This is a genomic window from Endomicrobium proavitum (genome assembly GCF_001027545.1).
GTDB classification, from domain to species: domain Bacteria; phylum Elusimicrobiota; class Endomicrobiia; order Endomicrobiales; family Endomicrobiaceae; genus Endomicrobium; species Endomicrobium proavitum.
Map to the genome: position 1 here is coordinate 1,477,836 of NZ_CP009498.1, position 25,066 is coordinate 1,502,901.

24 protein-coding genes and 1 tRNA gene are annotated in these 25,066 nt (G+C 35.1%); 20 read left to right on the forward strand and 5 right to left on the reverse strand.

Translation table 11 applies throughout. The features are described 5' to 3' along the window. Positions 1 to 121: 121 nt before the first annotated feature. The 16 genes from Epro_RS06380 (at position 122) to Epro_RS06455 (ending at position 15,658) form a co-directional block, all read left to right on the forward strand. Positions 122 to 655 (forward strand): NADPH-dependent FMN reductase, encoded by a 534-nt coding sequence (locus Epro_RS06380; RefSeq protein WP_052571323.1) that lies wholly within the window; start codon positions 122 to 124, stop codon positions 653 to 655. Positions 656 to 779: 124 nt separating this feature from the next. Continuing rightward, positions 780 to 852, forward strand: a tRNA-Gln gene (locus Epro_RS06385). Positions 853 to 1,102: 250 nt separating this feature from the next. Then, on the forward strand, positions 1,103 to 1,777 hold the full coding sequence (locus Epro_RS06390; RefSeq protein ID WP_052571325.1) for an NYN domain-containing protein: 675 nt from the start codon (positions 1,103 to 1,105) through the stop codon (positions 1,775 to 1,777). A 469-nt stretch (positions 1,778 to 2,246) separates the two neighbouring features. Further along, positions 2,247 to 3,104: an alpha/beta hydrolase gene (locus tag Epro_RS06395; protein ID WP_052571327.1), complete on the forward strand. Its 858-nt coding sequence runs from the start codon at positions 2,247 to 2,249 to the stop codon at positions 3,102 to 3,104. A 122-nt stretch (positions 3,105 to 3,226) separates the two neighbouring features. After that, positions 3,227 to 5,404: an AsmA family protein gene (locus Epro_RS06400; RefSeq protein ID WP_052571328.1), complete on the forward strand. Its 2,178-nt coding sequence runs from the start codon at positions 3,227 to 3,229 to the stop codon at positions 5,402 to 5,404. Between the two features lie 183 nt (positions 5,405 to 5,587). After that, entirely contained in the window at positions 5,588 to 6,388 is an 801-nt protein-coding gene (locus tag Epro_RS06405) for a glycosyltransferase family 25 protein (RefSeq protein WP_052571329.1), read from the forward strand. A 30-nt stretch (positions 6,389 to 6,418) separates the two neighbouring features. After that, the gene (locus Epro_RS06410) at positions 6,419 to 7,333 is read left to right on the forward strand and encodes a rhamnan synthesis F family protein (RefSeq protein WP_052571331.1); all 915 of its coding nucleotides are present in this window, start codon (positions 6,419 to 6,421) and stop codon (positions 7,331 to 7,333) included. A 17-nt stretch (positions 7,334 to 7,350) separates the two neighbouring features. After that, positions 7,351 to 7,746: a sugar 3,4-ketoisomerase gene (locus Epro_RS06415; protein ID WP_052571332.1), complete on the forward strand. Its 396-nt coding sequence runs from the start codon at positions 7,351 to 7,353 to the stop codon at positions 7,744 to 7,746. Then, positions 7,743 to 8,195 (forward strand): acyltransferase, encoded by a 453-nt coding sequence (locus Epro_RS06420; protein ID WP_052571334.1) that lies wholly within the window; start codon positions 7,743 to 7,745, stop codon positions 8,193 to 8,195. Before Epro_RS06415 ends, Epro_RS06420 begins: the two co-directional genes overlap by 4 nt. Beyond that, complete coding sequence (locus Epro_RS06425; RefSeq protein WP_052571335.1) at positions 8,195 to 9,040, forward strand: NAD-dependent epimerase/dehydratase family protein; 846 nt, start codon at positions 8,195 to 8,197, stop codon at positions 9,038 to 9,040. The genes Epro_RS06420 and Epro_RS06425 overlap by 1 nt, the downstream gene beginning before the upstream one ends. Before the next feature lie 2 nt (positions 9,041 to 9,042). Further along, positions 9,043 to 10,542 (forward strand): glycosyltransferase, encoded by a 1,500-nt coding sequence (locus Epro_RS07215; RefSeq protein ID WP_052571337.1) that lies wholly within the window; start codon positions 9,043 to 9,045, stop codon positions 10,540 to 10,542. A 1-nt stretch (position 10,543) separates the two neighbouring features. Then, positions 10,544 to 11,404 (forward strand): hypothetical protein, encoded by an 861-nt coding sequence (locus tag Epro_RS06435; protein WP_052571339.1) that lies wholly within the window; start codon positions 10,544 to 10,546, stop codon positions 11,402 to 11,404. Further along, positions 11,401 to 12,465, forward strand: coding sequence for an HAD hydrolase family protein (locus Epro_RS06440; protein ID WP_052571341.1), 1,065 nt, complete (start codon positions 11,401 to 11,403; stop codon positions 12,463 to 12,465). Before Epro_RS06435 ends, Epro_RS06440 begins: the two co-directional genes overlap by 4 nt. Then, positions 12,462 to 13,538, forward strand: coding sequence for a WavE lipopolysaccharide synthesis family protein (locus Epro_RS06445; RefSeq protein WP_052571343.1), 1,077 nt, complete (start codon positions 12,462 to 12,464; stop codon positions 13,536 to 13,538). The genes Epro_RS06440 and Epro_RS06445 overlap by 4 nt, the downstream gene beginning before the upstream one ends. Before the next feature lie 13 nt (positions 13,539 to 13,551). Further along, complete coding sequence (locus Epro_RS06450) at positions 13,552 to 14,553, forward strand: glycosyltransferase family 2 protein (protein WP_052571345.1); 1,002 nt, start codon at positions 13,552 to 13,554, stop codon at positions 14,551 to 14,553. A 16-nt stretch (positions 14,554 to 14,569) separates the two neighbouring features. Then, entirely contained in the window at positions 14,570 to 15,658 is a 1,089-nt protein-coding gene (locus Epro_RS06455) for a DegT/DnrJ/EryC1/StrS family aminotransferase (protein WP_052571347.1), read from the forward strand. A gap of 3 nt (positions 15,659 to 15,661) precedes the next feature. Here the strand turns inward: Epro_RS06455 and rfbH are convergent, their stop codons facing one another. Beyond that, positions 15,662 to 17,023 (reverse strand): lipopolysaccharide biosynthesis protein RfbH, encoded by a 1,362-nt coding sequence (gene rfbH / locus Epro_RS06460; RefSeq protein ID WP_052571349.1) that lies wholly within the window; start codon positions 17,021 to 17,023, stop codon positions 15,662 to 15,664. Further along, positions 17,020 to 18,084 (reverse strand): CDP-glucose 4,6-dehydratase, encoded by a 1,065-nt coding sequence (rfbG, locus tag Epro_RS06465; RefSeq protein ID WP_052571351.1) that lies wholly within the window; start codon positions 18,082 to 18,084, stop codon positions 17,020 to 17,022. Before rfbG ends, rfbH begins: the two co-directional genes overlap by 4 nt. 92 nt (positions 18,085 to 18,176) lie before the next feature. On the opposite strand from rfbG, the gene Epro_RS06470 reads away from it, so the two are divergent. Genes Epro_RS06470 through Epro_RS06485 form a run of 4 tightly spaced genes read left to right on the forward strand, consistent with a single transcriptional unit; the run spans position 18,177 to position 21,901 of the window. Continuing rightward, positions 18,177 to 19,637, forward strand: a complete 1,461-nt coding sequence (locus Epro_RS06470; protein WP_052571353.1) for a phospholipase D-like domain-containing protein — start codon at positions 18,177 to 18,179, stop codon at positions 19,635 to 19,637. Between the two features lie 5 nt (positions 19,638 to 19,642). Further along, complete coding sequence (locus Epro_RS06475; RefSeq protein ID WP_052571355.1) at positions 19,643 to 20,212, forward strand: TMEM165/GDT1 family protein; 570 nt, start codon at positions 19,643 to 19,645, stop codon at positions 20,210 to 20,212. A 1-nt stretch (position 20,213) separates the two neighbouring features. Continuing rightward, on the forward strand, positions 20,214 to 21,005 hold the full coding sequence (locus Epro_RS06480; RefSeq protein ID WP_052571357.1) for a M48 family metallopeptidase: 792 nt from the start codon (positions 20,214 to 20,216) through the stop codon (positions 21,003 to 21,005). An 11-nt stretch (positions 21,006 to 21,016) separates the two neighbouring features. Beyond that, entirely contained in the window at positions 21,017 to 21,901 is an 885-nt protein-coding gene (locus tag Epro_RS06485) for a PD-(D/E)XK nuclease family protein (RefSeq protein WP_052571359.1), read from the forward strand. Between the two features lie 356 nt (positions 21,902 to 22,257). Here Epro_RS06485 and Epro_RS06490 read toward each other — a convergent pair whose 3' ends face one another. The 3 genes from Epro_RS06490 to Epro_RS06500 form a co-directional block, all read right to left on the reverse strand. Beyond that, the gene (locus tag Epro_RS06490; RefSeq protein WP_052571361.1) at positions 22,258 to 23,025 is read right to left on the reverse strand and encodes a hypothetical protein; all 768 of its coding nucleotides are present in this window, start codon (positions 23,023 to 23,025) and stop codon (positions 22,258 to 22,260) included. 37 nt (positions 23,026 to 23,062) lie between these two features. Further along, a complete protein-coding gene (locus tag Epro_RS06495; protein WP_052571363.1) occupies positions 23,063 to 23,851 on the reverse strand; it encodes a hypothetical protein in 789 nt (262 codons plus the stop codon). Between the two features lie 63 nt (positions 23,852 to 23,914). Next, positions 23,915 to 24,754 (reverse strand): hypothetical protein, encoded by an 840-nt coding sequence (locus Epro_RS06500; protein WP_052571365.1) that lies wholly within the window; start codon positions 24,752 to 24,754, stop codon positions 23,915 to 23,917. Positions 24,755 to 25,066 lie beyond the last annotated feature (312 nt).

The window sequence follows — 25,066 nt, forward strand, 5'->3', positions numbered from 1 at the left end:
TTGCAAATAAATAAGCAGTTATTCCCTTTTTGCAAAAAGGGGTGCCGCAAAGGCGGCGGGATATTTTGTTGTTGCCGTTACTCTGTCGCGTAATATCCAAGCAGCAAAAGGAGATTAGAAAATGAAAATCCTTGCTATTGTCGGCGGAATATCTAAAAACTCCATAAATAAAAAATTATTTGAACTTATTAAACCTCTTGCGCCGCAAGATTTTGAATTTTCAACTTTTGATATTGCAGGGCTGCCGTTTTTCTCTCAAGATTTAGAAGATAGTCTGCCGGAAACTGTTGCAAATTTCAGACAACAAATAATAAATTCAAATGCAGTTTTATTTATAACTCCGGAATACAACAGGCAAATTCCGGGCGTATTAAAAAATGCCATAGACTGGGCTTCACGCCCTACAGGCAAAGGCGCGTGGATGGGAAAATATGCGGCAATACTTGGCGCAAGCCCGGGCGCAATAGGCGCTTTCGGCGCACAAATGCAGCTGAAACAATTATTATCTTTCCTAAACATGAAAGTTATGTGGCAGCCCGAAATATATTTTAATTTTTCGGCAAATGTTAAAGACGGCGCTATGGAAGATTTATCAAAAAAATACTTTGAAAAATTCTTGTCGGCATTTAAAGCATTCATTGAAAAGAACGCCTAAATTTTAGTATAATCTTCCCGTTGTCATAAATTTGTCAACTTGAGCTTGTTTCAGCTTCTGTCTTTGTAGTTAATTTGCAATTGCCGTTGTCGTTATTTTAGCTTTTCACTTTGTAGTTTTAAGTTGCCCGATGGTGTAATTGGTAACACGCTTGCCTCTGGAGCAAGAGTCTCCTGGTTCGAGTCCAGGTCGGGCAGTATCATATATAACTCCTAAAAACCTCAAAATCACAAATCTCATCTTAAAAATCTATTTCAGCTAAGGGCAATAAGAGAAAATAAAAGCTTTTAACGAAAATGTTTTAATAACAAAAATTACTTAATATACAAATTTAAACTTGATATTTTTTCTTAAAAAGTATATACTTAACACTGTCAATACACTCCCTTCTTTAAGGGTCGGGAAAGCCTAACGAAAGTTAGGCTTTCCCTCTTTATGAGGAAAATCATGGGTAATAGAATATTAGCTTTGATAGACGGGTTTAATTATTATCATAAATTGGATAATTATCAAAAAAAATTCAAAAGTTCTACTAAGTGGATTAATTATCGTTCTCTTGTAGAATCATTTTTGAAAGAAAACGACGATAAAGTTAATGCAACAATAGTCTATTTTTCTGCTTTGGCACATTTTCGCGGTACTGACTCTGTTCAAAGACATCAGACATTTATTTCTGCGTTGAGATTTCTAAATATTGAGGCAGTTCTTGGAAATTTTAAATATAAAGAGATTACCAAATGTAATCGTAATGAAAAATGCAATAATTGTACTAACCCACAAAACGGATGTTTGCAGAGACATGAAGAAAAAGAGTCTGATGTTAATATAGCAATTCGTTTAATAGAAGATACTATTCTTGATAAATATGATAAGTGTTTTTTGTTGTCTGGCGATAGCGATTTTGTTTCTGTTGTAAAAAGAGCAAAGGAATTACGAGCAGATAAGAAAATTATTATTGTTCCGCCTCCACCACCTACAAATAAATCTATAAAACCGTCAGAATATAGGGCGCAGTCTCTTGCAAAAGCAAGCCAAACAAATGCTTTATTGATAGATTTTCAAAAAATAATCTCTAATCAACTCCCAGACATATTTCATGGATTTATTAATCCTTGGAAGTAAAATAAATTATATATAAATATCTTCCAATAGGTTACTACAAAACGACTTGGGAATTCCTTTTTTGAGGGGTACAATGCTTTAAATAAGTCCGTATTTTCTGAAAGAGAAGTATTCCTCTTGTATCTGCAATAACAATATGATCTAAAAAACTTGTATCTATTGCTTCTAATTCTGATTTTTCAACAGTTAAGTTTCTTTTGTGTAAAAATAAAAAAAAGACCTCGTTAAAGGGCTTAGGATTTTGATTTATCATTCGAGATTAGTTATTATGTTTCAATTGGTGGTTTTTCTACTTCTTCAAAAAATGTATCAAGCTGTTCTGTTAGATATGAAAACTCTAAAATAGCGTCGGTATCATTGAGTAGAACATCATCCAAACCCCGCAGTTTTTTTATGTCATCTTATCTTCTGAAACCGCTTAAAATCCTCTGTTGTTTACTTAATCAATAAAACATTGCAGGAGTATTTCATGCTTAAAAAATTAATGCTGTTTGTGTGTTTTTTAATTTTTGTTGCTACGTCTTTTGCGGCGAAAGTTGAAACAGTAAATATTAAAAGTCAGGCTATGAATAAAGAAATTCCTACGCTTGTAATTTCTCACGAGCATTTGACGGAAGTCGGCAGTCCGGTAATTTATCTTTTGCACGGATATGCGGGAAATGAAAAATCTTGGTCAATTATTCAGCCTAAACTGCAAAGTATTGCAGACCGTTACAATTTAATTTTTGTATGTCCTTACGGAGAAAATAATTGGTATTTGGACAGTCCAATTGATAAATCTATAAGGTATGAAACTTTTATTTCAAGCGAGCTTGTAAAATATATAGACGCTCATTATGCGACGGGCGAAAACAAATCAGCGCGAGCCATAACGGGGTTTAGCATGGGCGGTTACGGAGCAATAAGAACTGCAATTTTACATCCTGAAATTTTTGGCGCCGCCGGCAGCGCAAGCGGAGCGTTTGAACTTATTAACCTTCCGTCAATTCCCATAGACACAAGCCCTCGCAAAGATTTTAATATCAGTTCTGTTTTAGGAAAAGATAAAAAACTTTGGAAACAGTATTCGCTGTTTAATACAATTAGCAAAACGCAAAAAATATTTCCGGCTATTATTATAGACTGCGGATATAACGACACTTTAGTTTTTAACACAAACAACAAATTTCACAAGAAACTTTTAGAAAATAACATAGCGCACGACTATATTGTTCGCCCGGGCGGACACGATATTACCTATTGGCAAAATGCAATAGAGTATCAAATATTATTTTTTATAAATTATTTCGCGGAGAATTATTATAATTCCGGTAAGTTAAAAATATAAATAAGTTCGTATAAAAATATTAAACAGAGCGGTTGCGCAAAAATTCGCGCAACTGCTTTTTTTAATGCTATAATTTTGGCTGAAAAAACGTTATTAATTATCATACACGAAGAGGTGTTGCCATGAAAAAATTCTTAAAAAAATTGTTTAAAGCTCTGGCTGTTTTAGCCGGTATTTTTGTTGTTTTGGCTGTTATCGCTATAATTGTTTTAAAGTGTGTTTTTACGGATGAAAAAATAAAAGGTTATGTGGATAAAGCCGCTAAAGAGTATATCGGCAGAGAAGTTAAATATGAAAATCTCTCGTTTAATTTTATAGGCGTTACGCTAAAAAACTTTGCAATAAGCGAAAATCCTGATTTTTCAAAGGGCACGTTCGGCAAGGTTGATAAGTTTATAATAAAAGTTCGCCTTAAACCTCTTTTGAAAAAAGAAATACGCGTAAAAGTTATAGGCGTTGACGGGCTTGATATAACCGTAATTAAAGATAAAAACAATAAATATAACTTTGACGATATTTTGGAAAAGTTTAATTCGTCCGTTGACGATAAAAAATCAAAAGACGCAAAAACTGCCGGCGATAAAGAAGGTTTTATAGATTTAAAAAATATTTCTTTAGGCAGATTTTATATTAAGAATTCAAATATAACTTTTATAAATTTGGGCGCGGCAACTTCTTTTGCAATTAGAAATTTAAATGCGGACGCAAAAAACTTTAATTTTGTTAAAGCGTTTAACTGCGAAACGGATTTTATTTTTGATTATCAAAATTCCAAACAAAAACAATCCGTTAATATTCCGCTTTCTTTTTCGGCAAATATAAACTTGCGCGAGATGGATATGCAAAAAACGAGCGTTGAAGTTTTACGTCTTAAAACAAATATTGAAGATATGGTTATAACCGGCAAAACTATGATTAAAAACTTTAAAGCGCCGGAAATTGCCGTTAACGCACAGGTTACTTCTTTAACAAACAATTCTTTTAAACAATTTGCAAAAGATTTGCCGAAGTTTTCCGTAGGTAAAATAGATTTAAACTCAAAAATAAATGTGGACTTGGAAAAAAGCGCGGCAAATATTTTAAGCGCTCAATTGTCTGCAGACAGTTCTAAAATTTCCGCAGCCGGCAATATAAGTTGGAAAAAAGATTTAGATTATAAAATTTCCGCAAATCTTGATTTTACTTTGGATTCCCTAATAAAAATTATTCCGGGCATTGTAAAAGAATATGAGCCGCAGGGGAAAATAAAAGCCGATGCCGTTATAACGCCAACGCTTATAACCGCCAACGCAAAAGCGGAAAACGTTGCGTTTAAATTTAAGCCTATGTTTACAGTGGAAGCTGTCAACGCAAACGTTGCCGTAAAATCTGCGGACGATATAAAGCTTTCTGCCCTTAGCGGATATTTAAACGGTAAATACTTTAAAGGCATGGCGGGATATTCCAAAACAAAAACGGCTTTAAATGTAAATATAGATTTTGAAATGGAATCGCTTATTTTAGACGGATATCCGAAAAGCTCGGAAAGCAAATCCGCAAAAAATTCAGGCGGAACGGGCGCTGCTTCAAAAAGCGCAAGTTTGCCTCTTAACTTAACCGCAAAACTTAAAGCCGGCGAAATAAAAATTCCATATTTTTACGCGCAGAAAGGCGCAACTTTTAACGCAAACCTTACGGGCATTACCGACAAGCTTGATAAGGTTAACGGCGATGTAACTTTCAATGTTTCTAACGGAGAAATTGAAGATATAGATAAACTTACGGCTTCCAACAAAATTGCAAAAATGTTGTTTACATCTCTTGCCGTGGTAGAAAAAGCCGCGAGAATTTTAAAAATAGACGGAATGCAAAAACAGGAAGGCAACTCTCTACAATACGATTCGTTCTTCGGGGATTTTAATTTTGTTAAAGGAAAAATGACCATAAAAACAATGAACTTTTTGTCCGCGCTTGTATCAATGAAAGTTACAGGTGCCACGGATTTTAACACCGAAAAACTTGATATGAAAGCTAACGTATATCCCGGCGCAAACAAGCCGGTAATTATAAAAATCGGCGGAACGCTACCTAACCCCAAAAGCAGTTTGGACATAGCCTCAAGCGCGGTTGCAATTTTCGGGAAAGATTCAACTTTGGGCAAAATAGGCGCGCTGCTTGGCGGAAAAAGCGACGAGGTTGAAGTTCCCGAGCAAGGCGCGGCTTTAAGAGACTCCGGCAGCGGACAGCAAACAGGTCAAACAAATTCAAATTCCCAAGACAAATCCATCGGCGGACTGCTTCAAGGTATTTTTAATAAATAAAGAGAGGGGTTTTAGTTGTTAATTTTTTTACTCCGGACAAGAAGTTTATACGTTTTACAATGCTTTTTTGTTGTCTTGAACTTCAGATAAATTGTATAATATCTTTGTGTTTTTTCATTCAGCGTTAAATTTATACAGAAAATACATGTTGCAATATGTAAGTTAGCCACGGAGGAATTTGTTTTGCATACAACAATAAAACCGTTTGTAATCTGCTCTAAAAACCCGCAACGCAGAGCGCACATGACAGCCGAATTAAATAGATATAATTTGAACGGAATATTTTTTGATGGTATTTATGTAAACGACCAACAACTTAAAACTGATGTTAAAGACTACCCTGTAAATGGTTTAAGCAAAGGTGAAATAGGGTGTTCATTAAGCCATATAGAAATTTATAAAACTATGGTCAAGGAGAAAATACCCTTGGCTCTAATTATGGAAGATGACATTAAATTTAAAGAAAATATTGTTTCGGTTTTAAAAGATATTGAAGAGTTTGACGAAAAAACAGATAAGCCTTTTGTGTATTTATTGACGCCATATAAAGCATATGTAGAGAATAGAAAAATTCAGTTAAAAAATGTCGCTCTTTACGAGATTTACAGAGCCGATTTTGCATATGGTTATGTTGTTAATTTAAAAGCCGCACAGCGTCTTGCCGATTATTTGTATCCTGTTAGATTTACTCCGGATGATTGGAGATATTTTAAGTTTGCCGCAAAAATTAATGTTTACACGGCAATTCCGGAAATTATAACTTCTGCAAATTTCAAAAGCGAAGTAGGCGATGACTGTAGAATTGCATTAACGGATAAAAAGGGCAAATATCACCCAAAACTTATGCTGCAAGATTTATCTGCGCTTATGAGAATATTTTCTTTTAAATTTTTTGTCAGACCGTTTTTGAAAGTAAAATCTAAAACTAATCAGGATAATTTTTTTGAAAAAATGAAAAGAAGCATTAAAAAAAGATTGCATTAGGTTTTGTCATTCTAACATAAAGGGAATATTTTGAAGCGCATACTTTTTTTTGTTCATTACAATAAATACAATAAAATAGCCGCGCATGTTTTGCAAACATTACAATCTATAAAACATCTGTATGATCGCGTTGTATTCGTTTCAAACAGTCCTGTTTCCCATGAGTATAAAAATAAACTTGACGGGCTGCAGGATAAAATAATTTTGCGTGAAAATAAAGGTTTTGATTTCGGGGCATGGAAAGATGCTTTGTTGAGTGAAAACGCTCAAGAACTTTTTAGTTACGACAATATTACTTTGATGAATGATACCGGTTTTGGTCCGCTTTTCCCTATTGACGGTTTATATAAAGCTGCCGAAGAAAGCGGTGTTGATTTTTGGGGTTTAACTTTACAGCAAGAGGGTTTAGTGGATATACCGTTATTAAATTTAAGGGAAAAATATCCGGCGCATATTCAAAGTTATTTCATGAGTTTTAATAAAAATGTTGTGTCTTCCGATGCATTTGTTAATTTTTGGAAGAATGTTCAATACGAAACACGCGTAGAAAATGTAATTTTGAAATATGAAACACAGCTAACGCATATTTTGGCAGATGCGGGGTTTAAATATGTTGCTATGTTTAATTCCGTAAGCATGTACGAAACGGGCATAACAACGCTTGTGAAACTTGGAGTTCCGTTTATTAAGGTTAAAGAGTTTAAATCTTGCGGTAATGTCAGAGCGGTAAAAAAATATACAAAGTATCCCGTTTCTCTGATTTGCGATTATTTTTCTCAAGCATATCCGGTTTTTGCCGCCTTTTTTTTTAGAGATAAGCCGTATTTGTTATTTGCATTTAAAAGAATATCAAAATTTGCGTATCATAAATATGTAAACAGAAAAGGCAAATTAAAAATAAAGATTTTAAAAATTCCGGTATATTCAAAAAATATTAAACAATAAATAAAAAGGTTAAAAACATGAACTATAAAATTATAAACATGAAAGTTTTTGGCGATGAAAGAGGAAAACTGGTTTCTTTGGAATCTAAAAAAAATATCCCCTTTGACATAAAACGCGTATATTATATTTTTGACACGTTACCGCAAGAAGAGCGCGGTAAGCATGCGCATAAAAACTTGGAACAAATTATTGTGGCAATGGACGGTTCGTGTAAATTTGTTTTAGACGACGGCAAAGAAAAAAAAGAAATCTGGCTTAACCGTCCGGATGTAGGGCTTTACATAGGAAAAAATATGTGGAGAGAAATGAATCATTTTTCTTACGGGTGTAAGCTTATGGTGCTTGCAAGCGAGTATTATGATGAAAAAGAATATATTAGAAATTACGACGAGTTTTTGCGGAGTTTAAAATGATTCATCCTTTATCCGACGTCCAAAGTAAAAACATAGGCGAGAATACAAAAGTATGGCAGTTTTGCGTTGTTTTGCCAAACGCTAAAATAGGGAAAAACTGCAATATTTGCTCGCATGTGTTTATAGAGAACGATGTTGTAGTCGGCGATAATGTTACGGTTAAATGCGGCGTGCAGCTATGGGACGGCGTCATAATAGAAGATAATGTTTTTATAGGTCCCAACGTTGCTTTTACAAATGATAAATATCCGAAATCAGGGAATAAAAATTTTAAACTTGAAAAAACTATTGTTAAAAAAGGCGCGTCAATAGGAGCTAACGCCACAATACTGCCCGGCATCACAATAGGCGAAAACGCTGTTGTCGGCGCGGGTTCCGTTGTAACAAAGAGCGTATTGCCGAATTTAACCGTAGTAGGTAATCCCGCAAAACCCGGAGATAATGTTTAATGAAAATAATTGTTACGGGCGCAAACGGATATATAGGCAGTCACGTTGTGCAAGCGCTGCTTGCCAATAAGGAATACGAAGTTACGGCTGTAGATATTGATAATTCAAATATAGATGCAAATGCAAAATTTATCAATATAGATATTTTAAAAAACGCCGCGGCTTCAGATTTATACCAAACGCTGGGTTTGCCGGAAGCGGTTATTCACATGGCGTGGCGCGACGGCTTCAATCATGCTTCTTTAAACCATATACAAGATTTGTTTTCACATTATGGTTTTTTAAAGAATATGATAGACAGCGGTTGCAAAAATATATCTGTTATGGGAAGTATGCATGAGGTTGGCTATCATGAAGGCGTTGTTGATGAAAATACGCCATGTAATCCTTTGTCATTATACGGCGTAGCGAAAAATGCACTCCGTCAGATGATATTTATCTGCCCCCCCCCCTTACATAAAGATATTTCTTTAAAATGGTTTAGAGGTTTTTACGTTTGCGGAGATGATTGGCGAAACAAATCCGTTTTTTCTAAAATTTTACAGATGGAGAAAGAAGGTAAAACGTCATTCCCTTTTACAGACGGAAAAAACAAATACGATTTTATAGATATCAAAACTTTGGCATTATATATTGCAAAAGCATCCGTTCAAAAAACAATTGATGGAATTATTAATGTGTGTTCCGGTAAAGCGGTTTCTTTAAAAGATAAAGTTGAAGAGTTTTTATTTGTAAATAAACTCAAAATACGTCCGGAGTTTGGAGTTTTTCCGGGCAGAAAATATGATTCTCCGATAATATACGGAGATAATTCAAAAATATTGAAGATTATGGAAACTATTTGAAAATGAAAGATTTAATATCCGTATTAATACCTATATATAACGGTTTGCATTATTTACCGAAAACGGTGGAAAGTTTATTGGCCCAATCGTATAAAAACTTTGAAGTTATATGTATTGATGACTTTTCTACGGACGGTTCTTTGGAATTTATTGAAAACTTATCGCAAAAAGACAGCCGTTTTAAAATTTACAAAAGAACTTCAAAAGGCGGAACTGCCGTGGCCGGTTTAAAGTACGGTCTTCCTTTTTGCAGCGGCGAATATTTTTTCTACATGAGCCAAGATGATTTTGTTGATAAAAAATGTTTTGAAATTTTATACAAAAAAGCGGTTGAAACAGGCGCCGATGCCGTAGTGCCTAATATGATATGGTACTATGGCGAAAAATCTGCGGAAAATAAATTAATTAAACCTCCAAAAGATAACTACAATGCTATTTTAACCGGAAAGGAAGCGTTTGAGTTGGCGCTTCCATGGGAAATCCACGGGTTCTATCTGCGCAGAACGGAGTTGTTAAAAAAAATAGGTTACGACGATTCCTTTTTTACCGGATGCGAATATAATTCAAGGACATATCTGCATTACGCAAACAAAGTTGTATTTGCAGACACTAATTTCTACTACAGGCAAGATAATCCAAATGCAATAATAAAAACTTTTAAACCCAGAACAATTGAGGATGTTTTAGGATATATAAAATTACTGCATTTTATGAAACAAAATAATTATAGCAGGTCTTTTAGACATGTTTGGTTTAAAAATACGGTCAATTTACTCGGATACTATAAAAATAAAGTTTTAGAAAATTATCAAACGTTTAGCTCTCAAGAAGCGGATATGTGTAAAATAAAACTGAATTTATATAGAAACGAATTGGTTCGTTTTGCTTTACATAACGGTAAAATACATTCTATTGCGAGAATATATAGAAAATCTAAAATAACGCAAAAGATGCTGCGGAATACAAGCAAACCGTTTGTTCCGCTTCCGTTTTACGGTAAATGTATAGTTGGAAAAAATACATACAGCGCGCCGGATTTAAAAGTTGAAAATTCAAAAACAAAAATCGGGAGTTTCGTTTCAATAGCCGGTAAAGTTACTATAGGTCAGGGAGAACATCCTGTAAATTACTTATCAACTTCGCCGTATTTTTATATGAGCGGACTTGGCTGGACAAATAGAATATCAGAAACGTATGCTAACCCTTGTACTATAGGCAATGATGTCTGGATAGGGCAAAATGTATTTATACGACAAGGGATAACCGTAGGAGATGGCGCGGTTATAGGGGCAGGAGCGGTAGTCGTTAAAGATGTTCCTGCATATGCTGTTGTGGGCGGGGTGCCTGCCAAAGTTATAAAATATCGTTTTGATGATGAAACAATAAAAGAACTATTAGCTTTAAAGTGGTGGAATTTGCCTGATGAAGAAATAAAAAAGCTTCCGTTTAAAGATATAAAAGCAACTATTGCTATGTTGAAAAAAATAAGACACGGAAAATAAATTGAAATTTGATTTGGTAAAAGAATTTAATGGTCACAGCGGCTGCAAAGTTTTGCTTTGCAGAGACGCGGATAAATTTTTTGTTCGTAAACTTTCGGGGTCTTTAACATATAACAAGCGTTTAAGAAAACAATTTATTAAGCAAAAGAAATTTACGCTGCCGTTTGTTAAAACTCCTGAAATTTATAACTATGGCTATAGCGCTAAAAATGAACTTTTCTTTTTTGATATGGAGTTTGTCAGAGGAAAAGCCCTTAGCGATACTATAGGAATATTAACGGCAACTCAAATAGAAGCGTTCATAGATTTATTGTTTAATTCTTTACAGATAAAAAAATCCAACGTTAATAAAGAAGCTAATTTTATATTTCAAAATAAAATAACCAGGCTTTCCCGTATTGCGGGTAATAAAAATCGGCTCATAAAGCAAGCGTTAAATAAGTTGAAACGTTTTGATTTTTCCAATATTGACCAAAGCGATTGCTGCGGCGATTTAACGTTGGAAAATATTTTAATTTCAGACGATAATAAAATTTATCTAATAGATTTGCTTGATTCTTTTTATAATTCGTGGATGATAGACGTGGCAAAATTGCTGCAAGATTTGGATTTGCATTGGAGTTACAGACATTGCCCGCCGGATATTAATGTAAATTTAAAACTTTTAATATCTAAAAATATATTGATACAAAAAATTCTTAAATTGGAAAACGGCAATACTGTTCTTTTGCAAATATATTATATCTTGCTGTTAAACGTTTTACGCATAGCGCCGTACGCTAAAGACAAAAACACTCATGCTTTTATAGAAAAATCAATTGATAAAATTATAAGTACAATTAATACAATGGAGCAAAAATGAATACATTAATAATTCCTTGCGCCGGTAAATCAAACAGATTCCCTAACATGAAGCCTAAATATCTTCTTACGCACCCTGACGGCGAATTAATGATACAAAAGGCAATGAAGGGGATAAATATAGACGTTTTTGACAGAGTTATAATAACTATAGTTAAACCCCATGACGATAAATACGAAGCAAAAACCATACTGAAACAAGTTTTTGCTAAAAATAAAAAAGTTGAAATATGCGTGCTTGAAGATTTTACAAAGAGCGCAAGCGAAACGGTGTATTTAACGTTAAAAAATATGAAAGTTTCCCGCGGCGGTATTGTGGTAAAAGATTCAGATAATTATGTTAAAACTATAATCCGTAAGAAAATAAATAATTTTATAACCGGATACGATTTACACAAACATCCCAATATTTCCAACATACCCGGAAAAAGTTTTCTTATAGTTAACGAGCAGAATATAATTGATGATATCATTGAAAAAAAGGTGGTCTCAAGCATTATATCTTTAGGCGTGTACGCTTTTGAAAGCCCTGATATTTTTATAAGCGGCTATGAAAAATTATCCGTAGAAAAACTCGGGGGGGGGGAGATGTTTGTATCGCACGTTATATCTTATCTCATTTCAACAAAAAAAGTTGTGTTTGAATATAATGAAGCTTGCGGATATGAAGATTGGGGAACTTTAGCCGAATGGAAAGACGTTCAGAAACGTTTTAGAACGTATTTTATTGATATAGACGGCGTTTTAATGAAAAATTCCGGACAGTATGGAAAAATTAATTGGTCTAATAATAAAATTACCATAGAAGAAAATATTAATGTAATTAAACAATTGCAAGATTTAGGCGGACAAATTGTTATAGTAACGTCAAGAACGGAAAAATACAAGACGGCTATACAAAAAATATTAAATAAAAACGGTATCAAGCCTTATGCAATAATTACCGGTTTAAACCATAGCGCAAGAGTGGTTATAAATGACTTTGCTCCTACAAATCCTTATCCGTCGGCAGTTGCTATAAATATACCAAGGAATAATTCTCTCAAAGAGTATTTCCAATGAAAAAGTTTTTGCAGAGGAAAGTTCCTTTTATATATGACGATAAATTTATAACTTTTGACGCTAAACCCGTAAAAACGAAAGATTATATAGCTGTTTCAAATTCAGTAAAACATGCGCAAACTTTAGCTATAGTTATGCAAGGCCCCGTAAGTTATGAAAATAATTTTACTCTGGAGACTATAAAACTTTATAAAAAGAATTTTATCAATTGCCAAATAATTGTTTCTACATGGGATTATGAAAATAATGAAACTTTAAAATTAATTGAGAATGAAGGGTGCGTTGTATTAAGAAACAAAGACCCTCAGCTAAAAGACTGGGCAAATATCAATAGACAAATATATTCTTCATTTGCGGGAATAAAAAAGGCAAAAGATTTAGGTTTTACATATGTTATTAAAACAAGAACAGATCAAAGATTATATGAAACCAATATAGCCGAGTATTTGTTTAATCTTTTAGAAGTTTTCCCGTTAGATTCGGGCGCTTCTAAAAATCAATTAAAAAGACTTGTTTCGCTGTCGTTTAATACGTTTAAATACAGACTGTATGATGTTTCAGACATGTTTTTATTCGGACATGTTGATGATGTGTTAAAATTTTGGAGTTGTGGTTTTGAAACAAGAGATAAATTGCCGTCTTGTAAAAGTTTAAAAGAATTTGCTCAATTGCGTCCAAGCGAAATTTATTACACAACAGAGTACCTGAAAAAATTAGGACATAATATAAAGTGGACATTGGAAGACAGCTGGCGTTGTTACGCAAAATATTTTTGTATAGTAGATGCCGGCTCGGTAGGGCTGTATTGGCCTAAATACAGCAATTTGTCAAACAGATGGCGTAATTTTTACGGTGAACATCCCGATCTTGAAGAGTTGACGTTTAAAGAATGGGTGCTGCTGTATAAATCTTTAGACAATATATGTGTTCCCGAAGAATATATTGAAAGACAGTCTTCCGGCAATATATTAAAATTTACGTTAAGCCAAAAAGTTATCAAGTTTTTTATTAATTTCCTGCCGTCTAAGAAAAGCCGTCGTCAAGCTCGTGAAAAGTATCTGTATAATAAATAATTTAGGATATCTTATGAAAACAAATCCGCTTGTTTCTATATGTTGTTTAAGCTATCAGCATTCCCGTTATATAGAGCAAAATATAAAAGCGATATGGGGACAAGATTATAAAAATGTTGAAATCCTTGCTCTTGACGACGGATCAAAAGACAACAGCGCGCAAATTTTAAATGAATTGGAAATAAAAAGTCCGTTTAAAATGACTGCATTGTCGCAAAGCAACAGCGGTAATGTAGGAAAAAATTTTAACGTTATGTTGAGGCGTGCACAGGGAAAATATATTCTTTTTATGTCCTGTGACGACGTCTTAACTAAAAATGCTATAAAAGAAAAAGTTGATATATTGGAAGAAGATGGAAATATCTCTTTTGTCGTCTCTAAAAAATATTTAGTTATAGACGGCAAAGGCAGAGTAAACGCAAGACGCAGCAGGGGTTTGCAAAAAAGCGTTTCTTCAAATTTGCAAGACAATATAAATATAGATCAATTGATTGATCTTGAATATAAAAAATTCGGCTCGTTTTTTATTCAAGGAGCTTTGTTTAGAAAGTCTGTTGTAGATGCGGTAGGCGGCTTTGACGAAGATATGGTTGGAGACGATATAGTATTAAGAACCAAAATTTTTAATTATGTAAAAGAGCATGAATTATCTTTTAAAATTTTAAATACATGCGGTTTTTTATACAGAAATGCAGACGGAAATTTGCATAAAAACGCTTATAGACAAATAAAAACCGTAGCTCAGGTGTTAGAAAGGTTTTTTCCGGATAAAGAAAATCCGCCTGTTTTGGCAGATTGGATGCGGGGCGGTTTTGACAGTATGCCTTTTGAAAAAGCCTACACAATGTTTGATATAAACGGCAGAACTTCCGCAGAATATAAAAACGTGTTACAGTTAATGTTAAAAAGATCGAATAAAATTAGAATATATAGAAAAAGATTTAAAGTAGTTTGTCTTTTTGCTATTTTTTCTTTAATCTTAAACGCAATTTTTATTTATTTGATATTAAAATAAAATTAACGGATATAAAATGGTTAAATTCTTGGATTTGTACAAAATTAACGAACAGTATAGAGCTGAAATTGACGCTGCTGTCAAAGGCGTAATAGACAGCGGCTGGTATTTGCTTGGCAAAGCAAATGAAGAGTTTTGCAAAAATTTTGCAAATTACTGCGGAACCAAATATTGCGTTGGGGTTGCCAACGGGCTTGACGCTTTAAATTTAATTATTAAAGCTTACGGTTTTGGAACGGACGATGAAATTATAGTTCCGGCAAATACATATATTGCGTCCATTCTATCCGTTTCTCAAAACGGATGTACGCCTGTATTGGTTGAGCCCGACATAAACACTTATAATATAAATCCGGATTTAATAGAAGAAAAAATAACTTCTAAAACTAAAGCCATAATGGTTGTGCATCTTTACGGGCAAGCCGCTAACATAGATGAAATTTTGGAGTTAGCAAAAAAATATAATTTAAAGGTTATAGAAGATTCCGCCCAAGCGCACGGAGCGTTTAGCGGAAGTAAAAGAACGGGAAATTTAGGGGATGCGTCCGGATTTTCTTTTTACCCCGGCAAAAATTTAGGAGCTCTCGGCGACGCAGGAGCGGTAACAACTAACAATAAAGATCTTTACGAAAAAATAAAAGCTATCGCTAACTACGGCTCTAAAGAAAAATATCACAATATATACAAAGGGGTAAATTCCCGCCTTGACGAAATTCAAGCCGCTGTTCTAAATGTAAAATTAAAGTATTTAGATAACGACAATAACAAAAGACGTGAAATTTCAAAATATTACCGCAAAAATATTAAAAACCCTAATATTATTTTACCTCAAGTTAAAAATGAAGATGGTCATGTGTGGCATGTTTTTGCGGTTAGAGCGGAACGCAGAGACGATTTAAAAAAATATTTAGAAAACAATGATATTCAAACTTTAATTCATTACCCTATTGCCCCGCATAAACAGCAGGCTTATAAAGAGTGGAATAGTTTGTCTTATCCGATAACGGAACAAATACATAAAACAATTTTGAGTTTGCCTATTTCGCCCGCGATGGAAAAAAGTGAAGTTGAAAAAACTATTGATGTTATAAACGGTTGGAAGTAAAAATTACAGGTGTTTAAAAAACTCTTCAAATTTTGAAATTATATATTCTAACTGGTCTTGCCTTAACCCCGGCCATACGCCTATCCAGAATGTAGCGTTTAGAACCGTGTCGGTGTTGGGAAGAAGTTTGTAATGCTCTTCGGTTAAATTTTTGGAGTTTAAAATTTGAGAGTTTCTTATTCTCATTTCAATATCGTTATCTGTAAAAACCGGCTGCCTTAATAAATTTCCCGCAAAAAGCTGTCTTGTGCCTACGTTGTTTTCTTCTAAAAATTTTACCAAATCTATTTTTGTGAATTTATCGTTGGGTTTTATAGTTATTGTAAAACCAAACCACGACGGCTCCGCTTTTTTAGACAGTTGCGGAAGAACTAAATATTTTTCAAACCTTGCAAGCTGTTTGTAGAGATAATTAAAATTATCGTTTCTTTTATGGATAAATCCCTGTAATTTTTTTAACTGCGCAACGCCGCAGGCTGCCTGCCAATCGGTAATTTTTAAATTATATCCTAAATGGGAATAAACGTATTTGTGGTCGTAACCCAAAGGCATATTTCCGAACTTCATTGAAAATCTTTTTTTACACGTATCGTCTTTTCCGGGCGGGCACCAGCAGTCTCTGCCCCAGTCTCTTACAGACATTATAATTTTGTAAAGCTGCGCGTCGTTTGTGCAAAGCGCGCCGCCTTCGCCCATGGTTATGTGGTGCGCGGGGTAAAAGCTAAACGTGCCTATATGTCCTACGGTGCCGGTAAATTTTCCGTTAAATTTTGAACCGAGCGCGTCGCAGGAATCTTCTATAAGCCAAAGTCCGCGTTTATCGCAAATTTCTTTTACGGCGTCTAAATCAAAAACGTTGCCAAGCGTGTGCGCTACAAAAACCGCTTTTGTTTTTGCGGTTACGGCTTCTTCTATTTGGTTTACCGAAATATTATAGTTGCCTATTTCTACATCTACAAAAACAGGAACCAGCCCGTTTTGAATTATAGGAGTTACCGTTGTGGGAAAACCTGCCGCTACGGTTATAACTTCATCGCCTTTTTTAAGACGCCTGTCTCCAAGTTTGTGGGAAGTGAGCGCAGCTATTGCAAGCAAATTTGCCGACGAACCCGAATTTGTAGTTAGGGCATATTTGCTGCCCAAAAAAGCGGCAAAGGCGCTTTCAAATTTATCGTTAAAACGTCCGGCGGTAAGCCACATATCAAGAGATGCGTCAACTAAATTTTTAAGTTCCGCCGCGCCTAAAACTTTTCCGGAAACGGCAACGTATTTTCCGGTTTTAACGTCCGGCTTTGCCAAATTGTAATAAACGCCGGAAAGCCCTATAATTGAACTTCTTAAAATTTTCGCAAGTGTTTTTTTCATTTTATGTAGTCCGATATTTGTTTGAGCGAAAACGCCGTCATGTCTTTGCCGTTTGAATATGCTTTATACCAATTTATTGTTTTTTCTATAGCTTCTTTAACTTCGTAAATCGGTTTCCAATTTAATTCTTTTTCCGCTTTTGCAATGTTTAATTTTAGAAGTGTGGCTTCGTGCGGGTGCGCGCCTTTGTCTATTGAATATTTTCCCTTGCCATACGCGGAAATTGCAGTTTTGACAACTTCTTCAACCGTTATAATTGAATTGTCATAAGGTCCGAAATTATATGCCGAAGCAAACTTCACGTTTTCTTCAAGAAGTTTTTTTCCAAGCATCAAATATCCCGAAAGCGGCTCTAAAACAAACTGCCACGGGCGCACCGCGTTTGGATTTCTCAAAACTATTTCCTGATTGTTTTGTATGGCTTTAACAAAATCCGGAAGAAGTCTGTCTAAAGAGTAATCCCCGCCGCCGATAACATTGCCGGCGCGCGCAGATGCAAGAGCCGCGTTATGTTTTACGCCGAAATCTTTAGGATTAAAAAAAGAATCTCTGTATGAAGAAGTTATAAGTTCGCAGCAGGCTTTTGAGTTGCTGTAAGGGTCGTATCCGCCGAGTTCGTCTGTTTCTTTGTAGGCGTAATTTTGTTCTTTATTTTTGTAGCATTTGTCCGTGGTTACGTTAACAATTGCTTTAACGTTTTTGCACAACCGCGCGGCTTCAAAAACGTTTGCGGTTCCAAGAACGTTTGTGGAATAGGTATCAAGAGGGTCTTTATAAGAAAGTCTTACCAACGGCTGCGCGGCAAGATGAAAAATTATATCGGGATTAAAAGAACAAAGTTCCTTTTTTAATTTTTTAAAATTGCGGACGTCGGCTTTTATATGGCGAATTTTTTTCTTGAGTTTTAAAATATTAAAAAGCGCCGGCGTTGTGTTTGGCGCAAGCGCGTATCCGCAAACTTCGGCGCCAAGCGACGAAAGCCACAAAGCAAGCCATGAGCCTTTGAACCCCGTATGTCCTGTGATGAAAACTTTTTTACCTTTGTATATTGAAAAATCCATTGATTTAACTCCTTGTTTTGCGCTTGGTAATTATAACATTATCGTAATAATAATTTCAAACTTGCTTCAACATTTTATATAATGGTTGCGTTATGGATATATTGCTTACTTTTTTCCGTTCAAGTTCAATGACGTTTTTATCCGTTCTTTTAGCGGCGGCATACGTATGCCTTGCCGTTGCTACCACTATACATATATTATTGTATAAGGAAGATATTAAAGGCGCAATAGGTTGGATAGCCATAGTGTTTTTATCGCCTTTTTTAGGCACGTTTTTTTATGTTTTTTTAGGAATTAACAGAGTAAAAAGAAAAGGTATAAAACTCAGAAAAAAACACGGAATGCTCGGGCGGCGTTCCATTGCCGGAAAGCAGAACGAATTCGGCGACATTACGCCTTACGTAAAACAGTTTATAGATTTTTCTTTTAACGTTTACCCTCAAAATTTTGCGCAGGGTAACAATATAAAACCGCTGCTTAACGGAACCGAAGCCTATCCTGAAATGATAGACGCAATAAGCAAAGCAAAGAAAGAAGTTTTAGTTGAAAGTTATATTTTTGACGCAGACAACGAAACGGATAAATTTTTGAAAGCTTTTAAACAGGCGGCAAAAAACGGCGCCGCGGTAAAAGTTATTATAGACGGTTTCGGCACTTTGCGTTTTTTCAGAAGGTCTATAGAAAAAAAACTTGCCGCAATAGAAGGTGTTGAATGCGCGGTTTTTTTGCCCCCGCTAATACCTATATCTATGCCGTTTGTAAATTTGAGAAACCACAGAAAAATAATGATTATAGACGGCAAAACGGCATTTTTCGGCGGAATGAATTTATCTAAAAAAAACGTGTCTTTAAAAGATTTAGCGCACGGCGTGCAGGATATTACTTTTAAAATTGAGGGGCCGGTAATAGACCAAATGTCTGAAATTTTTGAAGACGACTGGGAGTTTGCTACCGGACATGAAATGACGGGGCGTTCAAGATACGTTCATTACGGAAAAAAAGGCGGCATGCTTGCGCGCGTTGTTCCCGACGGGCCGGATAAAAATAACGGCAAAATAGAGTCGCTTCTGCACGGAAGAATAAATATGGCGAAAAATCATATAGTTATAACAACTCCGTATTTTTTGCCGGAAAATGAAATTCTTACCGCTTTAGAGCTTGCAGCGCAGCGCGGCGTTTTGGTTGAAGTGTTTATTCCGGAAATAAGCGACCATATAATTATGAACTGGGCGGAAGAACCGAATTTTAAGAGGCTCTTAAAAAAAGGCGTAAAAATTTACAGAACTCCGCAGCCTTTTGACCACAGCAAAATTTTTATAGTTGACGGCGAATGGGCGTGCATAGGTTCTACAAATTGGGACGTCAGAAGTTTCAAACTTCATTTTGAAGCGGATATGGAAATTATCAGCAAAAATTTCGCCGCAAAACTTCTGAAAATAGTAAAATTGAAAAAGAAAATATCCAAACCCGCGCAGCTGCAGGACTGTTTAAATTTACCGTTTTTGAAGCGTTTAAGAAATAACGCGTTCAGGCTTATAACGCCGTATTACTAAAATAAATGGAAACTTTTTTAACTTCTTTTCTTTTGCTTCTTATTGCCGAAATGGGCGACAAAACGCAGCTTGTAGCGCTTGCGTTTACAGCGCGTTTTAAGGCGTATCAGGTTATTTTAGGCGTTGCCGCGGCAACTGCGCTTACAAATTTTATTGCCGTTGTTGCCGGCGGGTTAATAAGTTCAGCGGTTAATGTTGAAATAATAAAAATAGTTTCGTTTATTCTTTTTATATTATTCGGCTTATGGACTGCGTTTGGCAAAGAAGAAGAAAACGCAGACACGCAAAAAAAAGTTATAATAAGCCCTTTCTTTACTGTGGCGCTGTTCTTTTTTATTTCGGAATTCGGCGATAAAACGCAGATAGCGGCAATGACAATTGCGGCTAACGGTTCGCCGGCAGCCGTTTTTGCAGGAGCGGTTTTGGGAATGTTTTGCGCAAATCTCGTCGGCATTTGCGCGGGAATTTTTTTGGGCAAAAAATTGCCGGTAAATGTAATTAAGTATATTGCCGCCGCGTTGTTTATAGCCGTGGGCGTTTCGGGACTTATTTTTATACTTGTTAAAGGAAAGTAAAATGAAAAAGATTTTGTTTGCGGTTTTAGCTTTTGTTGTTGCGGGGTGCGCTTCGGTTCCGGTTACGGGAAGAAGCCAGCTTTCTTTAGTTTCAGACGGCGAAATGAACGCAATGGCAATTCAAAGTTATAACAGTTTAATAAGCTCGGCAAAAGTTATTAAAACAGGAAAAGACGCGGAGCTTGTGAAATCCGTAGGCGCAAAAATAGCAAAAGCCGCGGAAACTTTTTTAAGAGATAACGGATTAGAATCCGAACTTGCAAGTTACTCGTGGGAATTTAATCTTATAGAAAGCCCCGAAGTTAACGCGTTCTGCATGCCCGGCGGAAAAATTGCGGTTTATACGGGAATTTTGCCGGTTACAAAAAATGCCGACGGATTGGCGGTTGTTTTAGGTCATGAGGTTGCTCATGCAATTGCAAAACACGGCGCAGAAAGGGCAAGTCAGCAATTGCTTACGCAATACGGCGGAAGTTTAATTTCTCTTGTAACCGCAAAAAAATCCGCGCAAACACAGCAGCTTATAATGCTTGCTTACGGCGCGGGCACGCAGGTTGGCGTGCTGCTTCCTTACGGCAGAAAACACGAACTTGAAGCAGACAAAATAGGTCTTATTCTTATGGCAAGCGCGGGATATAATCCCAATTACGCCGTAACGTTTTGGCAGCAGATGTCTGCCGCAACGGGCGGCGGTTTGTCGTCGGATATTTTTGCAACACACCCTTCGGACACAAAAAGAATTTCAGAAATTAAAGCCGCACTTCCTGAAGCGTTAAAGTACTATAAAAAATAAAAGCGGGTAAAATGAACGAGATTAAAAGATTTCCATATACTGATATTTTGGGCTGGTCGGTTTCGCGCTATGACAGATTTTCTAATTGCAAAAGGCAATATTTTTACGATTATTACGCAAAATACGACAAAGATATTCCGCTTGAAAAAATTTTATTTCTCAAAGCGCTCACGTCAAAAGCTCTTGAAACGGGAAATGCGGTTCACGATATTATTCGCGACATGCTAAAGCGTTTTCAAAAAAGCGCAAAGCCTATAAATAAAGATAAGTTTTTCAAATACGCTTTTGATTTAACCGTAAAATACGTAGGCGCAAAAACTTTTTTTGAAAGTTATTATAACAATGAAATTGTTGACGTTAAAGAAGTTTACGCAAAAGTAAAAGTTATTTTAGAAAATTTTTTAAACAGTCCGCGGTTTAAGTGGCTGGAAGAAAACGCCGTGCCTACAAGCACGCAATGGGTAATAGAACCCGACGGTTTCGGCGAAACAAGAATTAATAACTACAAAGCGTTTTGTAAAGTGGATTTTTTATTTCCCGTTGGCGATAAAATATATGTAATGGACTGGAAAACCGGAAAACCGGACGAAATAAAACATTCAAAACAGCTTACGGGATACTCTCTCTGGGCTAATTTTCATTTCGGCAAAGCCGCAAAAGATATACTTCCAATGATTGTATATTTGTATCCGGCATACGCCGAAAAAAACGTTAAAATAGACGATGCCGCAATTGCCGCGTTTGCTAAAACCGTAGAAACCGAAACAAAAGAAATGTATGAGTACCTTTCAAATATTGAAAAAAATATTCCCAAAGACAAAAAAGATTTTCCGCTTACTACAAACCAATTTTTTTGCAGATATTGCAGCTACAGAGAAATATGCCAAGGCAAGTGACAAATAACGGCAGAGGATAAGAAGTTAGGAAGGCAGGAAGATAGGAAATGGCAAGTTGTTATAAAGTAGAAAGGAGTAAGGAGCAAGTAACAAATAATAGGTAAAAGGTAACAAACAGCAGAGTCGTTAATTCCCCTTTTGTAAAAGGGGGTGAGTGTGCGACGAATAAGGAGCACGAGCCACGAACGGGCGCGAGATGTGAGCGCACCGGAGCCCGATAGGGCGGGGTATTTGTCGTTGGCGTTGATTTGTAATTAAAATAAACTATTCGTAAGATGTTAATGCGAAAACGAGCTTGCCCCGTAAGGTTGGAGTGAGCACCCAAGCATTAGTTCTTAAAATTAATGTTTAGAATTTTATTTGTATATTTTAAACAATCTATTATAGGCTTCTGCAGTTGTAAATAATAATACAGGAACAATCATAAAGTCCAATAATAAAACACAAATGGCACCCCATACATGACTTAATGCTTTGTGGGCAAAACTGAAAAGAGATATACCTATAGTGATGATTATTACGAGTAGAATCAATATTAAAAAAACATTTAGCGTGTAAAGTAAATATTCTCTGAAATTTGAGAATGTAATTTTTATTGTTTCTGTGGTTATTTTTATAGCATTTAAATGAATTCTTTTGTCTGCTGCCATAAATAAAGCCGGGAATAGAATTGAAAATAATATAATTCCTATCGGTATCAGAAAAATTGCCACTAATATTTCTTCAAAACCATATGTTCGTGTAATTACTACGCAAAACGTTCCAATTATAGATATTACAATGCATGTAATGAATAATAAAATAACAGAAACGATAATAAATTTGCCTACATGTACAATATCGTTGTCTAAGACGTTTAAAGTTATCTTTTTACCTTGTGCGGCAATTACGGAAGCTTTAATTTTTGAATATTCAAAATAAAAATACGTAAAAAACAGGATAATAATTCCTAATATTATTCCAACTATTCCAAACGCCAGAGACAATATCTTAAAAAGTAATGCGGAAAATATGAATAACGCAATGTGTGAAATAAGAAATATCCCAATAATAGTCGGGTTATTTGTATAATTTTTCCATCCTGCCGCGAATACTTCAGAAATTTTAAAAGCTGCTTTTGCCATATAAACTCCAAATATTAATTTTCTGCTGTTTTTTTAACTATTTCTTTTTAGAAGCCATCAATTTTTTATAAACAGCTACGCATGATACCGTCAACGGTGTATAAACAAAAATCATAAATACAGTCAACAAAATATAGTATATTGCTTTGGAAGGGGTGGAATACGCAAATGCGCTGAAGTCTTTGGTGTGCAATATAAGACCTGTAACTACTAAAAGTATAATATATATTACGAGCAATACTATTATAGTAGCTAAAAACAAGCCTATCAAAATCAGAAAATAGAGAACGCATTGCTTTAAATTAGAGGTAAATATATCATATGATTTTTTATATATAGCTATTATTCCAAGTTTACAATCTTTATCGGCTGCCATAAAGTCTGTAAAATACAAAACGCAATAAAGCGTAGTTAATATAAGCATAGTCGTTATAGTTAATATTAAAGAATTAATGCGTGTTGTCTCAATTAGCAGCATATATAGGACGTAACTAATTGTGTAAACAGGAATAAATCTGAAATAATTTTTTGCAGTATTATTTAAAATATCCCATGATAGTCTTGTATTTTTTACAGTCCCAATGCATGCTCTAAAAAAAGAAAGGGAGATATATGCGAAAATTAAAATGTGTAAAATATTTATAGCAATGCCGCTTAAAGTTAAATTAAATAAACCTGTATTACCGGTGATATCTGAGGTGAGATGAGTTGCTATTAGTATAATTATATAGAAAACCGTAGGCGCAATTAAAAATTTTGCATTCTTTATAAATCCGTTCCATCCCGCCGACAATACTTCAGAAATTTTAAAAGCTGCTTTTGTCATATAAACTCCAATTATTAAAAAACGGCAGAGAAAGTGTTATTTTCTCTGCCGTTTTTTGTTAACTTATTTCTTTCTTGTATAAACAAGCTTCTTATAAACTTCAGCAAATGATACGTATATCGGCAAGACTACAACAATATATACTGCAAGCGCTAAAAGTCTAAATACCGCTATTGATACTATGCTTGCAATTACGGTTGTGTTTCCTGCGGATGTTGCATATATAATAATTGTTAATATCATTGATACCAAGAAACCGGCAATCAATAAAGCTATATAAGCTAAAATTAAAATACCGATTATTGCAAGAGCGTATAAAACCAGCTGTCCGAGATTTTTCGTGACAATTTCATACGATTTTACAAAGAATTTCACTATGTCAAATTTCTGATCTTTGTCTGCGGCAAAAAATATTACCGGGTAAAATACAAACGCCGCTATAAGCGCAATAATAATGGAAATTGCTAATGCGGCCACTAATATCACAGCGTTTGTTTGCAGCCCCGCAACGGCAATTATTATGCCAAGCAAGGCGGGAATTATCAACATTACAACAACATAAAGTATTATTGCAAGTAAGTATCTGAAATAATATCCAATATCGTTTACGAGAATATCCCAAGATAATTTTTTGCCTTTTGCCGTATCTATGGTAGCTTTGATTAGCGACAAACTAAAATATGCCGCAATAAGAAAATAAACAAGATACCCTGCCAAAAACACAATCAGAGTAATTCCGGAATAATCGCGGTGTAACGTAATAAAGTAAAAATAAGCCGCGTAAAATACGGAAACCAAGATAAAAATTAAAACAAGCGGAACAATTAAAAACTTCGCATTCTTTTTGAATCCTTTCCAACCGTCGCGTAAAACGTCGCCAATGGCAAAAGCCGCTTTAGACATTATTTTCTCCTTTTGATTTTTGACGTCAACAAAATAATATATACTGTGCGTATATTATGCTTCTTATGGTAGCATAATATTTATTGCAGAACAATTGCTGTTGCCCGCGAAAATTCTGCGTAGGCTGCGGCATACCCGTCTTGGCTTATAGAAGTTATGCGTTTTAAGCCTGAAACAGAACTCATTGCGCTTTCCGCTAATTGGTTCGCTCAATCTTTTTATTAATTTTATGGTATAATTTCATGCAATGCAATTATAAGGGTAAGGCGCTAAAAGTTTTTTTCGCAAATAAGCGTTGAATTAAAGCCTAAA